This is a genomic window from Pseudomonas sp. B1(2018), from assembly GCF_003097365.1.
In the GTDB taxonomy this organism is placed as follows: domain Bacteria; phylum Pseudomonadota; class Gammaproteobacteria; order Pseudomonadales; family Pseudomonadaceae; genus Aquipseudomonas; species Aquipseudomonas laurylsulfatiphila.
In genome coordinates this window covers 133,197-148,787 of the sequence record NZ_PYUK01000006.1, presented here as the reverse complement: position 1 = coordinate 148,787, position 15,591 = coordinate 133,197, and the positions used below count along the sequence as shown (strand labels likewise).

Sequence of the window (15,591 nt, the reverse complement as noted above, 5' to 3'; positions counted from 1 at the left end):
CTCGCGAATGAGTGCGCAGCACTCACCAAACTTACACATGCGCCGCCTCCAGCAAGATCCGCCCGCTGGAGCAGGTGGCAGTTTCGTTGCGATAAGCGAAATACAGTTTGCCGCGCGCCGGGTCGAAGCGCAGGTGCAGCTGGATTTCATCGCCCGGGCGCACCAGTTGCTGGAACTTCAAGACTTCCATGCCGGCGAATTTCTCCGGCAGGTTCATCAGTTGCCGGCCCAGGCTCAGCGCCCAGTCCACCTGCACCACGCCAGGCAATACCGGCGCCTTGGGGAAATGACCGCTGAAATAGGCCAGGTCCGGTGGCACGGCCAGTTGCAGGCTCCACTCGCCATCGCTTTCGACTTGCTCCAGCACCTCCGGGGTTTTGGGACGCGGCGCCAACAGCAGGGCGTCGACGTCGGCCTGGGGCAGTTTGCCCTGAGCGTTCAGCGGCAGTTGTCGCAGCAGGCGCCAGCGTCTCGGCAGGGCCAGGGTTTCGCAGTGTTGGCTCAGGTGTTGGCGCAATTGCTCGGTGAGGCTGCGTCGGCCCAGATTACGCAGAGCATGCAAACCGGCTTCGCTCGGGACCAACAACGCCCCCAGGGAAGCGCGGTTTTCCCGAACCACGCCGAGCCGCGCTTCGCTGACCCAGTCATGGGCCATCAGCGCCTGTTCCAGCATCGGCAGCGAGATGCGTTTTTCTTCCAGTTTGACGATCCGGTCCAGTCGCCCGAGCAATTCGAAGCGACCATCGACGGCGATGCGTGCTGAATCGGCAGTCTGTTCGACATGACCGTCAGGCAAGTAGGGCGAAGCGATCAGCAGCGCCCCTTCACTGTCTTGAGTCAGCGTGACATCGGCAAATGGCTGCCAGAGTTCAGCGCCCTGACGCCAGGCGATGCCGCCGGTTTCCGAGCTGCCGAAAATTTCCGTTGGCCATTGCCCGAGACGCTCATGCAGGCTCTGTGCGGCCTCGACCGGTAATGCGCCGCCGGAGGAAAACACCCGGCGTACGCAGCTCAAGGCCGGCCAGTCGAGGTTGTCGCCCATGCGCTTGAGCAGCGCCGGGCTGGCCACCCAGGCGAAGGCCGGGTGCTCGCGGCTGGCACGTTGCAGATCTTCCGGGAACGCCAATTGCCGACGTACGAACGGACGCCCGGCGCACAACGGCCACAGTACCCGAAACAACAGACCGTAGATGTGCTGGGTGGCGACGCTGCCAATGATGTACGCCGGGCCCAGGCCAGGCCCCCATAGCTGTTCCAGGGCTTCGACTTCATTGGCCAGTTGTCGCAGGTTTTTTTCGATGCGCTTGGGTTCGCCACTGGAACCGGATGTGCACAGGCTGAGTCGGCAGTTATCCAGGTCCAGCGCGGCGGCGCTGAGCGGTGGCTGTTGGAAATCGCCAGGGTGCGTGTCGTCGGGCAGATCGGTCAGCCACAGATCAACTTCGCCTGACCAGCGTTGGCGGGTCTGCGGTTGCAGGTCGGACGGCAGCAGCACACTGACCCCGGCACGCCAGGCGCCGAGCAGGGCAATCGCCAGGTCTGCGGCATCCTCAAGGTGCACGGCCATCTGCCGTACACCCCGGGCTTGCAGGCCGGCGGCCAGGCTCAGCGCCCGTTCGCACAGTCGGGCGTGATCCAGTGCCGGACCGGTCGTGATGGCGCGGTCCGGCTGAGCCTTGAGCAACAGGTGCTCAAGTTTTATCCAATTCATGGGTGGCCTCGTACCCTTAGTCGTATCAGCCATTCAATGGCAAACATCAGGCCTATCAATCCGTAGGAGATCAGGCCGGTGTACAGCGTCCACCAGCTCAGCGGCGCCCAAAGGGTCAGGGCGGCGGCGCACACACCGTTGCATAGAAAAAAGACGCTCCAGGCGACGGTCACCTGACGGGTATAGCGAATGCCCTCGGCCGGTAATTGCGGCTCGCGCACCCGGGCCAGGCGTTCGACGATCGGTGGGCCGAATGTCAGGCTCGAGCCGAACAGCACCAACATGAAGACGCTGATCAACACCGGATACCAGCGCAACAGCGTCGGGCTGTCGAACAGTGCCAGCAACAGGCAGAACCCAATGGCCACCGTCGCCATCCACAGGCTGCCGGGCCGACGTTTGCCGGTCAGCGCCCGGGCCAGCCACAGTCCGCCCAGCAGCAGGCCGAACTGCCAGGGGGCGAAGTGCTCCATGCCGAAATACACCGCAAAGGGATACAAAAGGCCTGCCAGCAGCAGGCCGAGGCCAATCAGACGACTCATGCGGCCGGTTGAACCAGACGGTAGACCGCCTCGACCACGTCACTGACGGTACGCACCGATTTGAATTCTTCGGCGGCGATTTTCTTGCCCGTCTGGCGTTTGATGTGATCGATCAGGTCGACCGCGTCGATGCTGTCGATTTCCAGGTCCTGATACAGGTTGGATTCCAGGCTCACACGCCCGGGGTCCAGTTCGAAGAGCTCGACCAGGGCATCGCGCAGGGTGTTGAAAATGTCGTCACGAGTTTGCATGGTCCGGTCTCAAGCTGCCTGTTTTGCAGTGACGAACGCCGCAAGGCTCGCCACGTTACTGAAGTGATTACGAGTGTCTTTGGCGTCGGCATCAATTTTGATGCCGTACTTTTTCTGGATGGCCAGGCCCAGTTCCAGGGCGTCCACCGAGTCCAGGCCCAGGCCTTCGCCGAACAGCGTCTGCTCGTTGCCGATGTCGTCGGCGCTGATGTCCTCGAGGCCCAGGGCGTCGATGATCAGCTCTTTGATTTCCAGCACCAGGCTAGGGGTGTTCCGATCGCTCATCTTCGGCGAGCTCCTTGATGAAGTAAGAATGCAAATAATCGTTGAGCTTGCGCGAGGCTTGCGGAGCCGGCCCCAGCGAAGCGAAGGCCTGTGGGTCTATATCGGCCCCGACCCGGAAACTGAAGTGCACGCGCCGCTTGGGGATGCGATACCAGGGCTCGGCCTTGGTCAATGTGGTCGGGCTGACCTTGATAATGACCGGGGTGAGGATTTTCGCACCCCGCACGGCGATTGCCGCACCGCCCCGATGAAAGGCCGGGGCCTGGCCGGGCCGGGTGCGCGTGCCTTCGGGGAAAATGATCAGGGTCTGGCCGTCTTTCAGCGCATCGGCAGCCGCGTCGAGCATGTCCATGCTGCCGTCGTTGCTGATGTAATCGGTGCAGCGCAGTGGTCCGCGGGTGAAAGGGTTTTCCCAGAGGCTTTGCTTGACCACGCAATTGGCGTGACGCACCAGGCCGATCAGAAACACCACGTCGATCAGCGAGGGGTGATTGGCAAGGATCATTTGCCCGGGGCGACCGAGTTTTTCCGCGCCTTCAATGTCGTAGGTCAGCACCCCGGTACGGGCCATGAAACGCACAAAAATCCAGAAACAGCGGCTGACGGTTCGCCGGGCCCGCAGCCGATGGGTCCGGGCGTCGCCGGGCAGGCAGTTCAGCACTGGGAAAATCACCAGGCGCAGGCACAGGCCGCCCAACCCGAACAGGGCAAAGCTCGCGGCGGTGGCCAGCAAGCGCCAGTAATAGGCGTCGCGGTTTTTCTCGGTCACGGGTTGCGTTGCCAGGTCCATACACGATTTTTCCAGGCATGTTGGCAGGTGGTTTGCTGGCCGAGCAGCATACGCAACAGATTCAGCGCGTGTGGCCAGCGGGACTTGGACAACGCATCCGACGGGCTGTTCAGGGACAACTGCCAGTCGGTACCGGGAGTAACCAGCAGGCCGACGGCATAAGGGAACGGCACGTCGTCGATCCAGGTCGAGTAGGCCTCGGGCGGCCGCTCTTCGGTGACCACCAGCAGTACCGCGCCAGCGCCTTCGGCCAGCAGCGCGGCAGCTTCGAGCATGCCGTGCTCGAGGCCATCGCCTGCGGCGGCCAGGGCCGTCATTTCGCTGGTTTCACCGCGCATGATCGACCACAAGCCAATAATCGCGTTATGCACAGACAAGCTGAACCGGGTCGGCGACAGCGGCTGATCGGCGGCCAGATCACTGAGAATGTCGACGGTGTGCGGGGTTTCGCCGTGACGGGAAACAAAGACCAATGGCAGATCCTGCCGGCCTTCGGCCAATGGCCAGCCGACACTGAATGCCATCCGTGCCAGGCGGCTGAGCCTGCGGCGCTGCATGGCCGGTAGAAAGGAAACGTCGGGAGCGGCATCGCTGTCCGGCAGCACGACGGGTTGCCGGCTCCAGGCCTGCCAATCGTTCACGCTCTCAAGCCCCGGGGCCCAGGCGCGCCATTGGGCGATGTTGAAGTTGATCACAGACATTCATCCCGCCCTCTCGGGCTTACTTGACGCGGGGAGTGGCCGAGAGCCGAGACTCACCCTGCGCGGCGTTTGCCGCCGAGTGGCGCGCATTATCCCGGTGCCGGGAACGTGTAGCAAATGCTGGTTACATTTTGCTCAACAAGATGCGGCGACTGGCTCGCAAAAACTGAGCGATTGGTAATTATTCACACAATCACTGCTCCGTCTGTCGGTTCCTGCGTCAAACCAACGGGCCGTTCACGGCTTTTCAAGCAGGAGAAGGCAACTGACTGTGTAGTCCCTGTGCCGACAAGGTAGCGAAGCAACGCCGTGCACCACTACACTCGGTCATTCTTTGATACACGGGGGTTTTGACATGCGGCGCGTGGTGTTCAATCAGAAGGGTGGTGTTGGCAAGTCCAGCATTGCCTGCAATCTGGCGGCGGTCAGTGCCAACGAGGGATTTCGCACCTTGCTGGTGGACCTCGATGCCCAGGCCAACTCCACTCAGTACCTGACGGGGCTCACGGGTAGCGACATCCCGATGGGCATCGCCGATTTCTTCAAGCAGACGCTGTCTTCCGGGCCGTTCTCCAAAAAGAATCAGGTCGACATCTACGAAACCCCCTTCGATAACCTCCATGTCATTACCGCCACCGCCGAACTGGCGGACTTGCAGCCAAAGCTTGAAGCCAAGCACAAGATCAACAAGCTGCGTAAGTTGCTTGAGGAACTGAGCGAAGACTACGACCGGATTTACCTCGATACCCCGCCAGCGCTGAATTTCTATGCGGTTTCTGCATTGATTGCCGCCGATCGTGTGTTGATTCCCTTCGATTGCGACAGTTTTTCACGCCAGGCACTGTACGGCCTGATGGCGGAAATCGAAGAGTTGAAGGACGACCATAACGAAGGCCTGGAAGTCGAAGGCATCGTCGTCAACCAGTTCCAGGCCCGCGCCAGCCTGCCCCAGCAAATCCTCGACGAACTGATCGCCGAAGGCCTGCCGGTACTGCCGGTGTACCTGGCCAGCTCGGTACGCATGCGCGAATCCCACCAGGCCAACACGCCGCTGATCCATCTCGACCCGCGGCACAAGCTGACCCAGCAGTTTGTCGAATTGCACAGCTTGCTGGAAAACGCGTGATCTTCCAGGCGAAACAAAACACTGTGGGAGCGAGCTTGCTCGCGATAGCGGACTGACAGTCAACATTATCTTCGACTGACACATCGTCATCGCGAGCAAGCTCGCTCCCACAGGGGCTGTGTTGCTTCAGATACCCTGGCTACGCAGCCAGGCCATCAACTGCGGTAACGGAAAAGCCCCGCTCTGCCGGGCGATCTCCCGGCCGTTCTTGAACAGGATCAGGCTCGGGATCGAGCGAATCCCCAACTGCGCCGACAACTGCTGGTTCGCCTCGCTGTCCAGCTTGGCCAACCGGCACTTGCCCGCCAGTTGCCCGGCCGCCTGCTCGAACACCGGTGCAAACGACTTGCAAGGCCCGCACCAGTCCGCCCACACGTCCACCAGCAGCGGCAGATCGCCCTTGATCTGGCTGGCGTAATCGCCTTGTTTCAATTCAAACGGCTTGTTCAGCAGGACTTCGGCCTTGCAGCGTCCGCATTTCGGGTGGTCGTTGAGACGCTCGGCGGGGATGCGGTTGAGGCCGTTGCAGTGGGGGCAGGGAATGAGGAGTGGGTCGGTCATGAGCAAGATCCAATGGGGAGCTGATAACACCTAGTTGGAGACGTTTGCTCATGTTTTCAATCGTGCAGTGTCCGGCGATAAAACTAGGCTGAGTCGTGCTGAGCCAGACCGCTGGTCTGCCTGGGATTATCGCAACTTGCGATATTTTCGATCTGAGATTAACTTTCCATAGCAAAATGCGATAAGGATGTTGCATGCATGTTCTCACCGAAAAAAGAGTACGTGAAGCCAAGGCGAAATGGCCAATGGCAGCCAACGCGCTGGATCATTGGTATCAATTAGCCAAAGGAAGCAAGCCGTCGGATTTTGCGGCGATGAGAACCACCTTTCCTGCAGTCGACAAGGTGGGCGAGTTTCATGTTTTCGATATCGGTGGCAACAAATTGCGGCTGATCGCTTTTGTCAGGTATCGATCGCAAAAGCTTTATATCAAGCATGTGCTGGACCACCGCGAATATGACCGCGGCAAATGGAAGGAGGAAAGAGCATGAGTGTCCTGATCGAAAGAGCTGCCGAGCATTGGGAGTTCGTCTCTCCGTTGCTTCGAAAACCGAAAAGCGAAGACGACTATGACCTGTTGGCGCAGGCGCTGGACGAGTTGCTCGAGATGACCGGCGACGATGAGTCTCACCCGTTGATGAGTCTGGTAGACATCATCGGTGACTGGATTGAGGAATGGGATCACAAGCATCACCCGATGCCGAAGCCCAGCGGAGTCGAGGTTCTTGGCTACTTGATGCGCGAGCACGGCTTGAGCCAGAGCGACCTGCCTGGCGTCGGCCCTCAGTCGGTCGTTTCCGAGATCCTGAGCGGCAAACGCCAGCTCAACCTGCGGCAGATCCGCTGGTTGGCCGAACGTTTCGGTGTGTCTGTAGAAACCTTTATCTGACCCTCCTCACGACGAACAACTGATCTCCAGGTGCTTGCCCCATTCCGGTGGCCTCTCGGCGTAGCTTTCCATCCCTGGTTGTTCCTCGAACGGATTGCTCAGCACCGCGTGCAGTCGGCGAACTTCTGAATAGTCGCCGCTCTCTGCCGCATCGATGGCCTTTTGCGCCAGATAATTGCGCAGGATGTACAGCGGGTTGACCGCGTGCATCCGCCGGCGGCGCTGCTCCTGATCAAGCGTGCCTTCACGGCTGACTCGGGCGACGTAGAGTTCGCCCCAGGCATCAAAGCCCCTGAGGTCGACGAAGTCGTCGCGCAAGCGGGTGATGGCCTGTTCCGGTGCTTCATCACCCAAACGGCGGAAGAACAGGCTGTAGTCGACGCCGCTGTTCTGCATCAGTTGCAGCAGGTTCTCCAGCAGTTTCTGGTCGTCATCCTCCGCCGTGGTCAGGCCGAGACGGCGGCGCATCAGGTCCAGGTAATGGGCCTGGAACAGCGGCAGGTAGAGGCCGAGGGTTTCGCGCAGGGCTTCGACGCTGATGAACGGCGTCAGGGCCTGCGCCAACGCGCTGAGGTTCCACTGGCCAATCGGCACCTGGTTGCTGAAGGAGTAACGGCCCTGGTCGTCGGAGTGGTTGCAGATGAAGTTGGCGTCGAAGTCGTCGAGGAAGGCGAACGGGCCGAAATCGAAGGTGATACCCAGGATCGACATGTTGTCGGTATTCATCACCCCGTGGCAGAAGCCATAGGCCTGCCATTTGGCGATCAGTTCGGCGTTGCGCTCGACCACTTCGCGGAACATCGCCAGGTACGGTTCCGGTTGTTCCAGGCACTCTGGGAAGTGCATGGCCAGCACGTGGTCACCCAGCACTTTCTGCTGCTCGGGCCGTTTGGTGTAGTAGAAATATTCGAAGTGACCGAAGCGCACATGGCTTGGCGCCAGGCGCAGGACCATGGCCGCGCGCTCCTGCTTTTCACGCCACACCGGGGTGTCGGAGCCGATCACGCACAGGGCGCGGGTGGTCGGGATATTCAGGGCATTCAGGGCTTCGGAAGCGAGGAACTCGCGGATCGACGAACGCAGTACCGCCCGGCCATCGCCCATGCGTGAAAACGGCGTCTGGCCGGCGCCCTTGAGGTGCAGGTCCCAATGTTCGCCGGCCTCGTTGTACACCTCGCCGAGCAACAGGCCGCGACCGTCGCCCAGTTGTGGGTTGTAGGAGCCGAACTGATGCCCGGAATAGACCATCGCCCTCGGAATCGCATCGGCCCAGAGCTTGTGGCCGCTGAACAGTTCGGCGAACTCCGGGGTTTCGGCCTCGGCCGGGTCGAGGTCCAGCAGGGCCATGGCGGCGGGGCTGGCCACGACCAGGCGCGGATTGTCGATGGGCTCGGGCAGCACATGGGCGGAAAACGCGTCGCCCAGGCGGTCGAAGCGATTATCGAAGGTGAGTTCGTCGAGGGCTTTCAAGGGCCGGCTCCAGCAGAATGTCCGAGCATTCTGCTGGGGAAAGGCCGGTTAGTCGAGTTTGGCGGCGGGCGGTTCTTGCGCCGGCTTGCCATCGACGATCGGCACGATGGTTTTCGCTTCCGGCTCGATCGGCACCATCTTGTATTCCTGGCCGTGCAGGTTCTTGAGGTAGACCTCCATCTGCCGGAACGAGATGTTGATGTGCTGCTTCTTGAACTCGCGGTTGATGAAGCGGTTGACCTCGTCGAGCACCGGGTTGCGGTCGCCGAGGTCGCGCACATGCATGCGCAACTCGTGGTCGAGGGTGCTTTCGCCGAAATTCAGGAAGTACACATGCGGCTCCGGGTCTTTCAGGACGCGCGGGTTGTCCCGTGCAGCCTTGAGCAGCAGTTCTTTCACCAGGTCCAGGTCCGAGCCGTAGTCGACGCCGAGCTTGAGGGTCACCCGGGTGATGGTGTCGGTCAGCGACCAGTTGATCAGTTGCCCGGTAATGAACGTCTTGTTCGGGACGATGATGTCCTTGCGGTCGAAGTCGGTGATGGTCGTGGCACGGATGCGGATCTTGCTCACCGTACCCGACAGGTTGCCGATGGTGATGGTGTCACCGATCCGCACCGGACGTTCGAACAGGATCATGATGCCGGAAATGAAGTTGGCGAAGATTTCCTGCATGCCGAAACCGAGGCCGACCGACAGCGCCGCCACCAGCCATTGCAACTTGTCCCAGCTCACGCCCAGGGTCGACAGGGTCGAGACGAAGCCGACGCCGGCGATCACGTACGAGAGCAGCGTGGTGGTCGCGTAGGCGCTGCCCTGGGCCAGGTTGAGCTTGGACAGCACGAAGACTTCCAGCAGGCCGGGCAAGTTGCGCGCCAGGGCGAAGGTGATGCCGATGATGATCAGCGCACCGAGCATGTCGCCGATGCTGATCGGCACCATGCTCATGTTGGCGCCGGTGCCGCTGGTGTATTCGTAGAGGGTGATGTTGTCCAGGTACGAGAACACGGTGATCAGGTCGGCCCAGACCCAGTACAGCGCCGCCATGAAGCCGCCGAGCAGCGCCAGGCGGATCAGGCGCAGGGACTGTTCGTTGACCTTCTCGATGTCCATGGTCGGTTCTTCGATCACCGCTTCGCCGTCGCCGGCCTCTTTGGCGGCCAGGCGCTTGGCCAGGGCGCGCTGGTAGGCCAGCCGCCGGGCCGCCACGCTGAGGCCGCGCACGAAGGTGGCTTCGATCACCAGCCAGAACATCAGCAGGTACAGGGTGTTGATCAAGCGGTCGCTGAGCTTCAGTGCGGTGTAGTAGTAGCCGAAGCACACCGCCACGAACAGCGCGACGGGCAGGGCGGTGAACAGGATCCCCACCAGTTTGCGGAACAGCGAGGCGTTCTCGTGGGTCGGGCTGCTGATGAGCAAGCGGCTGAGCAGCAAGGTCATCAAGGCGTAGCAGATCAGCACCACCGGCATGCCGAGCACGTCATCGGCCAGTGCCGCCGGTTGCAGTTCGGCAACGGCCACTACGGTCACCAGGGCCATGACCACGATGCCGAGGCGGCGGATCCATCTGCGAAGGAATTCCACCTGGGGCTTTTCCCAGCGGAAATGCAGTTCTGCCACGCCGCCCGGTGCGAGGATCCGGTAGGCGGTGTAGAACACCAGCCAGGCCCCGGCCATTTGCAGCAGCGCCGCGCCCATATTGGCGTTCTGCCCGCGGGCGTCGATTTGCAGGGCCAGCCCGCACAAGGCGAGGCCCAGGGAAACCGGCATCGCCAGCAGGACGTTGATCAGAATTGCCTGCGGGGTGTGCCACTGGCTATCGCGCTTGAAGTGACCGATGTCCTGGTGAACCTTGTTCAGTCGTGCGTACAGACTCTTGCGCCGCCAGAGCAGTGCACCGATCAGCAGGGCCAATGGCAGGAACAGCAGCGGGCGCTGGGTCAGGCCATCGGTCAGTTCGCTCAGGCTTGACAGTACCGGCAGCGAATCGAGCTGACGCTGCAGGCGATCCGGCACGCTGTGAATCCACTCCAGGTCCAGCGGCTTGTTGCTCGGAATCCAGAACATCTGTTCATCGAGCGTCGCCCGCAGGCTTTGCGCGGTGCTGAGCAGTTGCTTCTGGTTCAGTTGCAGGGTGATGGATTCATTGAGCACCGCGCTCAGTTCACGATTGAGCCGCTCCAGCAGGTCGGCGCGGGTGGTGGCCAGTTCCATCAGGCTTTTGCGCAACTGCGGCGTGACTTGCTCGGGGGGCTGGGTCGACAGCAGGTTTTCAACGTAGGTGGTCGGGTTGCTCAGCAGTTCCCGTTGCTGGCTGACTTCGAACTGATACAGGCGAATGTCAGCGATCTGGTCGGCCAGGTTGCGGTCGAGCCGCAGACGCGGCAAGGCCTGTTTCTGCTTGTAGAGAATCTTCGAGAGCAGCAGGCTGCCTTTGAGTACGTTGATTTGCTCGTCCAGCGCCGAATCGCTCTGGGTCAGGCTGTCCAGTTGTTGCTTGGTCTGCAGGTTCTGCTGGGTGACTTCGTTGAGGCGGTCGGTGCTTTTGAGCAGGTAGTCCGAGAGCTTCAGGTTGGCCGCGCTTTCGGTGGCCAGCAGGCTGCTGCCGCCGGCCTTCTGCGCTTCGATGGACTGCTGGGTGACCGTTTCCTGGGACAACGCCAGGCGCTTCTGGTTGATCAGGGTTTGCAGCTCCTGGATTTCCTTGTCCAGGCGGTCGGATCGCTCCGACAACAGGTCATGCTGGCTGTTGCCGAGGTCTTGCAATTGGGTGTTGCCGGCCAGTTCCTGGCGGCGCAGCGGGATCAGGGCGTTCAGTGCCGCCAGTTCGGCATTGAGCTGGTCGCGCTGCTCGGCGCTCAGGGTCTTGCCGGCGTCCTTGCCGTTCTTGAGGATATTGTTGATCTGCTGAATGCGCGTCTGGCTGCTGGATATCTCCGCCTGGGCGCGCTCGGGGCGGGTCTGGGCAGTGATGATCAGGCTGTTGGCATCGCCCAAGGCCTTTTGCAGGTCGCTTTGCTGGGTGGAGCGCTCAGTGAGCATTTGCTCCAGCTGCTGGATCGTTTCTTTGGCGAAACGCTGCGCCACCGGCACCACGGCGCTGGCCTTGAGGCGGGTCAGTTCACGCTGGTTTTCCACCGTCTGCTTGGGTGCCGAACTCAACGTTTGCTTGAGCTCGGCCAGCTTCTGCTCGTAGTCACGCTTGTTGTTGAGCTGGTTCAGCGTGTTTTGCAGGACGGTTTGCAGGGCCTTCTGATCGGCTTCCGGCAGTTTGCGGTCGGCGATCTTGTCCAGGCTCGCTTGCACGGCTTCGCTGGAGGGCGGTTCGGCCGCTTGCGCCGCTTGTGAAAAACCAAGGGGGCCGACAGAGAGACTCAAGCCCAACAGGGCAATGGCGAAAAAGGAGCGCAGGTTAGGCATAAAGACCGGTCAAGCAAGTGAGAGTGGAAGCAGTTTAGAGGAAGAGTCCGGGACCCGGGCGACTTCCTTCGGGGAATCTGACGCCCACTTTGCCGATCTTGTTCCCGTCCATGACCGCCACGGTCCAGATGGTGTTGTTCCATTCCACCTGGTCACCTACCACCGGAGCGCCGCCGACTTTCTGGGCAATGAAGCGGCCCAGGGACATGTCCGGATCGATGCCTTCGAACTTCAGCCCATAGAGGGCCGCAACCGCGGCCAGCTGGGCGTCTCCTTCGAGTACGAAGTCGCCGAAGAAGCGCAGATCGAGGCCTCGTTGTGGCGCCTGGCTGAAGAGTTTTCCGAGGGCCGGCAGGTTGTGTTCATGGCCGATAACACACAGCAAATCATCGACTTCCAGCACAGTACTACCCGACGGATGGAGCAATTGTTGACCACGAAACAGGGCGGCAATACGGGTGCCTTCGGGCATTTTCAGCTCACGCAGGGGTGAACCGATGCACCATTTTTCCGCGCCGAGGCGATAAACGAATAGCTCCCACTCGCTGGTGACATGCACTTCCAGGGCCGAGCGCGAAATGGGTGCAGGCTCCGGAGGTACCGTCACCTTCAGCAGCTTGGCGACCCACGGCAGGCTCGTGCCCTGAACCAGCAGCGACACCAGCACGATAAAGAAGGCGAGATTGAAGTACAGCTGGGCGTTGGGCAGGCCAGCCATCAGCGGGAACACCGCGAGAATGATCGGGACCGCGCCGCGCAAACCGACCCAGGAAATGAACGCTTTCTCGCGACCGTGGAATGCCTTGAACGGCAGCAGGCCGACCACCACCGACAATGGCCGGGCAAACAAAATCATCCACAGGGCCAGCGCCAGTGCCGGCAAGGCGATTGGCAGCAGGTCGTGAGGTGTGACCAACAGCCCCAGCACCAGGAACATGCCGATCTGCGCCAGCCAGGCCATGCCGTCGAGCATGTGCAAAATGCCGTGGCGGCTGCGCACCGGACGGTTGCCGATCACCAGGCCGCACAGGTACACGGCAAGGAAGCCGCTGCCGTGCAGGGCGTTGGTCAGGGCAAACACCACCAGGCCACCGGCAATGACCAGGATCGGGTAAAGACCGGTGGCCAGGTTGATGCGGTTGACCAGTTGCAACATGAGCCAGCCACCGCCCAGGCCGATGACGCCACCGATGCCGAATTCGCGCAGCAGGTGGGTCAGCAGGCTCCAGTGCAGGCCGGTCTGGCCGCTGGCGAGCATGTCGATCAGGGTGACGGTGAGGAACACCGCCATCGGGTCGTTGCTGCCGGATTCGATTTCCAGGCTGGCGGTTACCCGTTCGTTCAGGCCCTTGCCACCCAATAGCGAGAACACCGCCGCGGCGTCGGTGGAGCCGACAATGGCGCCGATCAGCAGGCCCTGGATCAGGTTCAGGTCGAACAGCCAGGCGGCCGCCATGCCGGTCAGGCCGGTGGTAATCAGCACCCCGACCGTGGCCAATGAGAGCGCCGGCCATAACGCCACGCGGAAGCTCGAGACCCGGGTACGCAAGCCGCCGTCGAGCAGGATCACCGCCAGTGCGAGGTTGCCGACCAGGTAAGCCGTGGGGTAGTTGTCGAAGATAATGCCGCCGCCATCGACGCCGGCCGCCATGCCGACGGCCAGGATGATCACCAGAATCGGGATGCCGAGGCGCGATGAGAGGGAGCTCACCAGAATGCTCGCACCTACCAGCAACGCGCCGATCAAGAACAGGCTGTTGATGGTCGTCGCATTCAAAGGCAGTACTCCAGAAAGCTGAAAGGCGGGCACAAACTGACCATGCAGTCTGCGTGCCAGCGATTCTAACCTGTTGAAATGTGATGCTGTCAAAAAGCTTTTGCAGAGCAAAAGATCGCAGCCTGCGGCAGCTCCTACACAGACCCGCTTTACATGTAGGAGCTGCCGCAGGCTGCGATCTTTTCGGCATCAGAGCAAAGGACTCGGCGACGAAGTGCAGGAACCAGATCGGCCTGCCGCAGTCTTTAAAACTCGCGAGGAAGGTCGCCCGTCAGCAAAATCAAGGCTTTGCGCCTGTATAACCCTGGCATCCACAGTGACTTTTCTTTATCGTACGCGCCCTTTGAAAAAGCCCGGAAAATCAAAATGTTGGAAGCATCCCTAAGCCAATTGGAACAACTGGTCAGCGACCTGGTGCAACAGAACCAGACCCTGCTCGGCACCAACCAGACCCTGACTGCAGAACTGGCCCAGGCCAAGGATGAAAACGAAAGCCTGCAACTGAGCCTGATGGAGCAGGAAGAGAAACAAGGCGCCACGGCGGCTCGCATCCAGGCCCTGGTTGAGCGCGTCAGCGCAGGCCCTGTCAGCGCATGAGTTACAACGCCGCAGGGGTAAAAGTCGTCTCGATCCTGGGGGAGGACTATTCGATCAAGGCACCGGCCGGGGAAGAACAAACCCTGCTGGACGCCGCGATGATGTTGAAGGCAGCCCTGGCCGAAACCAAGAGAAAGTACCCGACGCTGATCGGTGACCGACTGCTGGTGCTGGCGGCGATGAATCTGTGCTCCCAGCAGATTGAAATGCAGAAACAGCACAAGCTCGAACTCGACCGTTACCAAGAGCAAGTCAGCGCCACGGTTGAAGTGATCTCCAAGACGATCAATCAGGCCTGATCGGCTTTGCGCACAACCAAAGAATAGATTGTCGGTTGGTTTGTATACAATCGGCACGGCTGTTGCAGTGTTTCAGCCTCTTATTCTTTGGGGGTGCTCCATGCAGTTCTGGCGACGCAGTATTCAATGGCAGTTGATCCTGAGCATGGGCACCGCCCTTCTGGTCAGTATCCTGATCGTGGTTGGCATTTATACCCTCGTGGTCAACCGTCTTGCCCAGAGCTATCTGGTCGAGCAAGCCTTGCCGTCGAGCATCGAGGCGATGCGCAACGACATCGAGCGGATCCTCGTCCAGCCCCTCACCGCCGCCAAGGACATCGCCAGCAACAGCATGGTGCGCGACTGGTTGGCCGGGGGTGAAGACAGTGCCCGGACCAACACCTTTGCCACCTATCTGGAAGGCATCCGCGCCGAACACAAAGCCTTTACCGCGCTGATTGTCGGCACCGCGTCCAATCACTACATCACCGAAAAGGGCCTGGACCGCACCCTCAGCCGATCCAATCCGAAAGATGCCTGGTTCTACGCGTTCCTCGACAGCAATCAGCCGCGCACCCTCAATATCGATAACGACACAGCCACCGGAGAATTGGCGCTGTTCATCGACCTCAAGGTCGAACAGGCCGGTAAAGTCGTGGGCGTTGCGGGGCTTGGCCTGAGCATGAAGGAGCTGTCGGAGCTGATCCACAATTTCAGCTTCGGGGAGCGCGGCAAGGTCTATCTCGTGCGTTCCGACGGTTTGATCCAGGTCCATCCCGAGGCGCAATTCAGCGGCAAACGCACCTTGACCGAGCAGATCGGCGCTACAGCGGCGCAAGCCCTGATGAGTCAAAAAGCCGCCACCAGTAGCGGCTTCCAGCGCGACGGCGAAGACTTCCTCGCCTTGAGCTTGCCGCTGCGCGATCTCGGCTGGACCCTGGTGGCCGAAGTGCCGCAATCGCAGATCTACGCCGAAGCCCGCCGCGCCATGTGGATGAGCAGCGGCATCGGCCTGGCGGTTGCACTGGTGTGCCTGTTGCTGGTGGTATTGCTGGCCCGTGGGCTGGTGCGGCCGATTCGCCAGGTAACAGCGGCGCTGGTGGCCATCGGTAGCGGTGGTGGAGATTTGACCCAGCGGCTGGATGCCAGCCGCGCCGATGAGCTGGGTGATTTGGCGCGTGGCTTCAATCGATTCC

15 protein-coding genes and 1 pseudogene are annotated in these 15,591 nt (G+C 61.0%); 6 read left to right on the top strand and 10 right to left on the bottom strand.

Annotation, left to right across the window (positions count from 1 at the left end):
- Positions 1-31: 31 nt before the first annotated feature.
- From C9422_RS11565 to C9422_RS11540, 6 genes are read right to left on the bottom strand one after another with little or no spacing between them, the layout of a single operon-like run.
- The gene (locus tag C9422_RS11565) at positions 32-1,711 is read right to left on the bottom strand and encodes an acyl-CoA synthetase family protein (protein WP_116580757.1); all 1,680 of its coding nucleotides are present in this window, start codon (positions 1,709-1,711) and stop codon (positions 32-34) included.
- A complete protein-coding gene (locus C9422_RS11560; RefSeq protein WP_116580756.1) occupies positions 1,708-2,253 on the bottom strand; it encodes a hypothetical protein in 546 nt (181 codons plus the stop codon). The genes C9422_RS11565 and C9422_RS11560 overlap by 4 nt, the downstream gene beginning before the upstream one ends.
- Positions 2,250-2,504, bottom strand: coding sequence for an acyl carrier protein (locus tag C9422_RS11555; protein WP_007972204.1), 255 nt, complete (start codon positions 2,502-2,504; stop codon positions 2,250-2,252). Before C9422_RS11555 ends, C9422_RS11560 begins: the two co-directional genes overlap by 4 nt.
- A gap of 9 nt (positions 2,505-2,513) precedes the next feature.
- On the bottom strand, positions 2,514-2,789 hold the full coding sequence (locus tag C9422_RS11550; RefSeq protein WP_116580755.1) for a phosphopantetheine-binding protein: 276 nt from the start codon (positions 2,787-2,789) through the stop codon (positions 2,514-2,516).
- Positions 2,767-3,579, bottom strand: a complete 813-nt coding sequence (locus C9422_RS11545) for a 1-acyl-sn-glycerol-3-phosphate acyltransferase (protein ID WP_116580754.1) — start codon at positions 3,577-3,579, stop codon at positions 2,767-2,769. Before C9422_RS11545 ends, C9422_RS11550 begins: the two co-directional genes overlap by 23 nt.
- The gene (locus C9422_RS11540) at positions 3,555-4,280 is read right to left on the bottom strand and encodes a beta-ketoacyl synthase chain length factor (RefSeq protein WP_116580753.1); all 726 of its coding nucleotides are present in this window, start codon (positions 4,278-4,280) and stop codon (positions 3,555-3,557) included. Before C9422_RS11540 ends, C9422_RS11545 begins: the two co-directional genes overlap by 25 nt.
- Before the next feature lie 355 nt (positions 4,281-4,635).
- Between C9422_RS11540 and C9422_RS11535 the strand changes: the two genes are divergently transcribed.
- Positions 4,636-5,406 carry a ParA family protein gene (locus C9422_RS11535; protein ID WP_102698604.1) on the top strand — a complete coding sequence of 257 codons (771 nt, stop codon included), beginning with the start codon at positions 4,636-4,638 and terminating at the stop codon, positions 5,404-5,406.
- Between the two features lie 126 nt (positions 5,407-5,532).
- Here the strand turns inward: C9422_RS11535 and trxC are convergent, their stop codons facing one another.
- Entirely contained in the window at positions 5,533-5,967 is a 435-nt protein-coding gene (gene trxC, locus C9422_RS11525; protein ID WP_116262929.1) for a thioredoxin TrxC, read from the bottom strand.
- Between the two features lie 194 nt (positions 5,968-6,161).
- On the opposite strand from trxC, the gene C9422_RS11520 reads away from it, so the two are divergent.
- Positions 6,162-6,458, top strand: coding sequence for a type II toxin-antitoxin system HigB family toxin (locus C9422_RS11520; protein WP_102698606.1), 297 nt, complete (start codon positions 6,162-6,164; stop codon positions 6,456-6,458).
- Positions 6,455-6,856 carry a type II toxin-antitoxin system HigA family antitoxin gene (locus C9422_RS11515; RefSeq protein ID WP_102698607.1) on the top strand — a complete coding sequence of 134 codons (402 nt, stop codon included), beginning with the start codon at positions 6,455-6,457 and terminating at the stop codon, positions 6,854-6,856. Before C9422_RS11520 ends, C9422_RS11515 begins: the two co-directional genes overlap by 4 nt.
- 6 nt (positions 6,857-6,862) lie before the next feature.
- Here C9422_RS11515 and selO read toward each other — a convergent pair whose 3' ends face one another.
- The 3 genes from selO to C9422_RS11500 are packed head-to-tail and all read right to left on the bottom strand — an operon-like array spanning position 6,863 to position 13,520.
- A complete protein-coding gene (selO, locus tag C9422_RS11510) occupies positions 6,863-8,326 on the bottom strand; it encodes a protein adenylyltransferase SelO (RefSeq protein WP_116580752.1) in 1,464 nt (487 codons plus the stop codon).
- Positions 8,327-8,374: 48 nt separating this feature from the next.
- Positions 8,375-11,743 (bottom strand): mechanosensitive channel MscK, encoded by a 3,369-nt coding sequence (gene mscK, locus C9422_RS11505; RefSeq protein ID WP_116580751.1) that lies wholly within the window; start codon positions 11,741-11,743, stop codon positions 8,375-8,377.
- Between the two features lie 34 nt (positions 11,744-11,777).
- A complete protein-coding gene (locus C9422_RS11500) occupies positions 11,778-13,520 on the bottom strand; it encodes a potassium/proton antiporter (RefSeq protein ID WP_116580750.1) in 1,743 nt (580 codons plus the stop codon).
- Positions 13,521-13,886: 366 nt separating this feature from the next.
- Here C9422_RS11500 and C9422_RS11495 point away from each other — a divergent pair, with 366 nt between their 5' ends.
- The 3 genes and pseudogenes from C9422_RS11495 to C9422_RS32860 all read left to right on the top strand — a co-directional run.
- Positions 13,887-14,117: a hypothetical protein gene (locus C9422_RS11495; RefSeq protein ID WP_007971835.1), complete on the top strand. Its 231-nt coding sequence runs from the start codon at positions 13,887-13,889 to the stop codon at positions 14,115-14,117.
- Positions 14,114-14,416, top strand: a complete 303-nt coding sequence (locus tag C9422_RS11490) for a cell division protein ZapA (RefSeq protein WP_007981180.1) — start codon at positions 14,114-14,116, stop codon at positions 14,414-14,416. The genes C9422_RS11495 and C9422_RS11490 overlap by 4 nt, the downstream gene beginning before the upstream one ends.
- A gap of 100 nt (positions 14,417-14,516) precedes the next feature.
- A pseudogene (locus tag C9422_RS32860) lies at positions 14,517-15,590 on the top strand (cache domain-containing protein); the annotation flags it as partial.
- Between the last annotated feature and the right edge of the window lies 1 nt (position 15,591).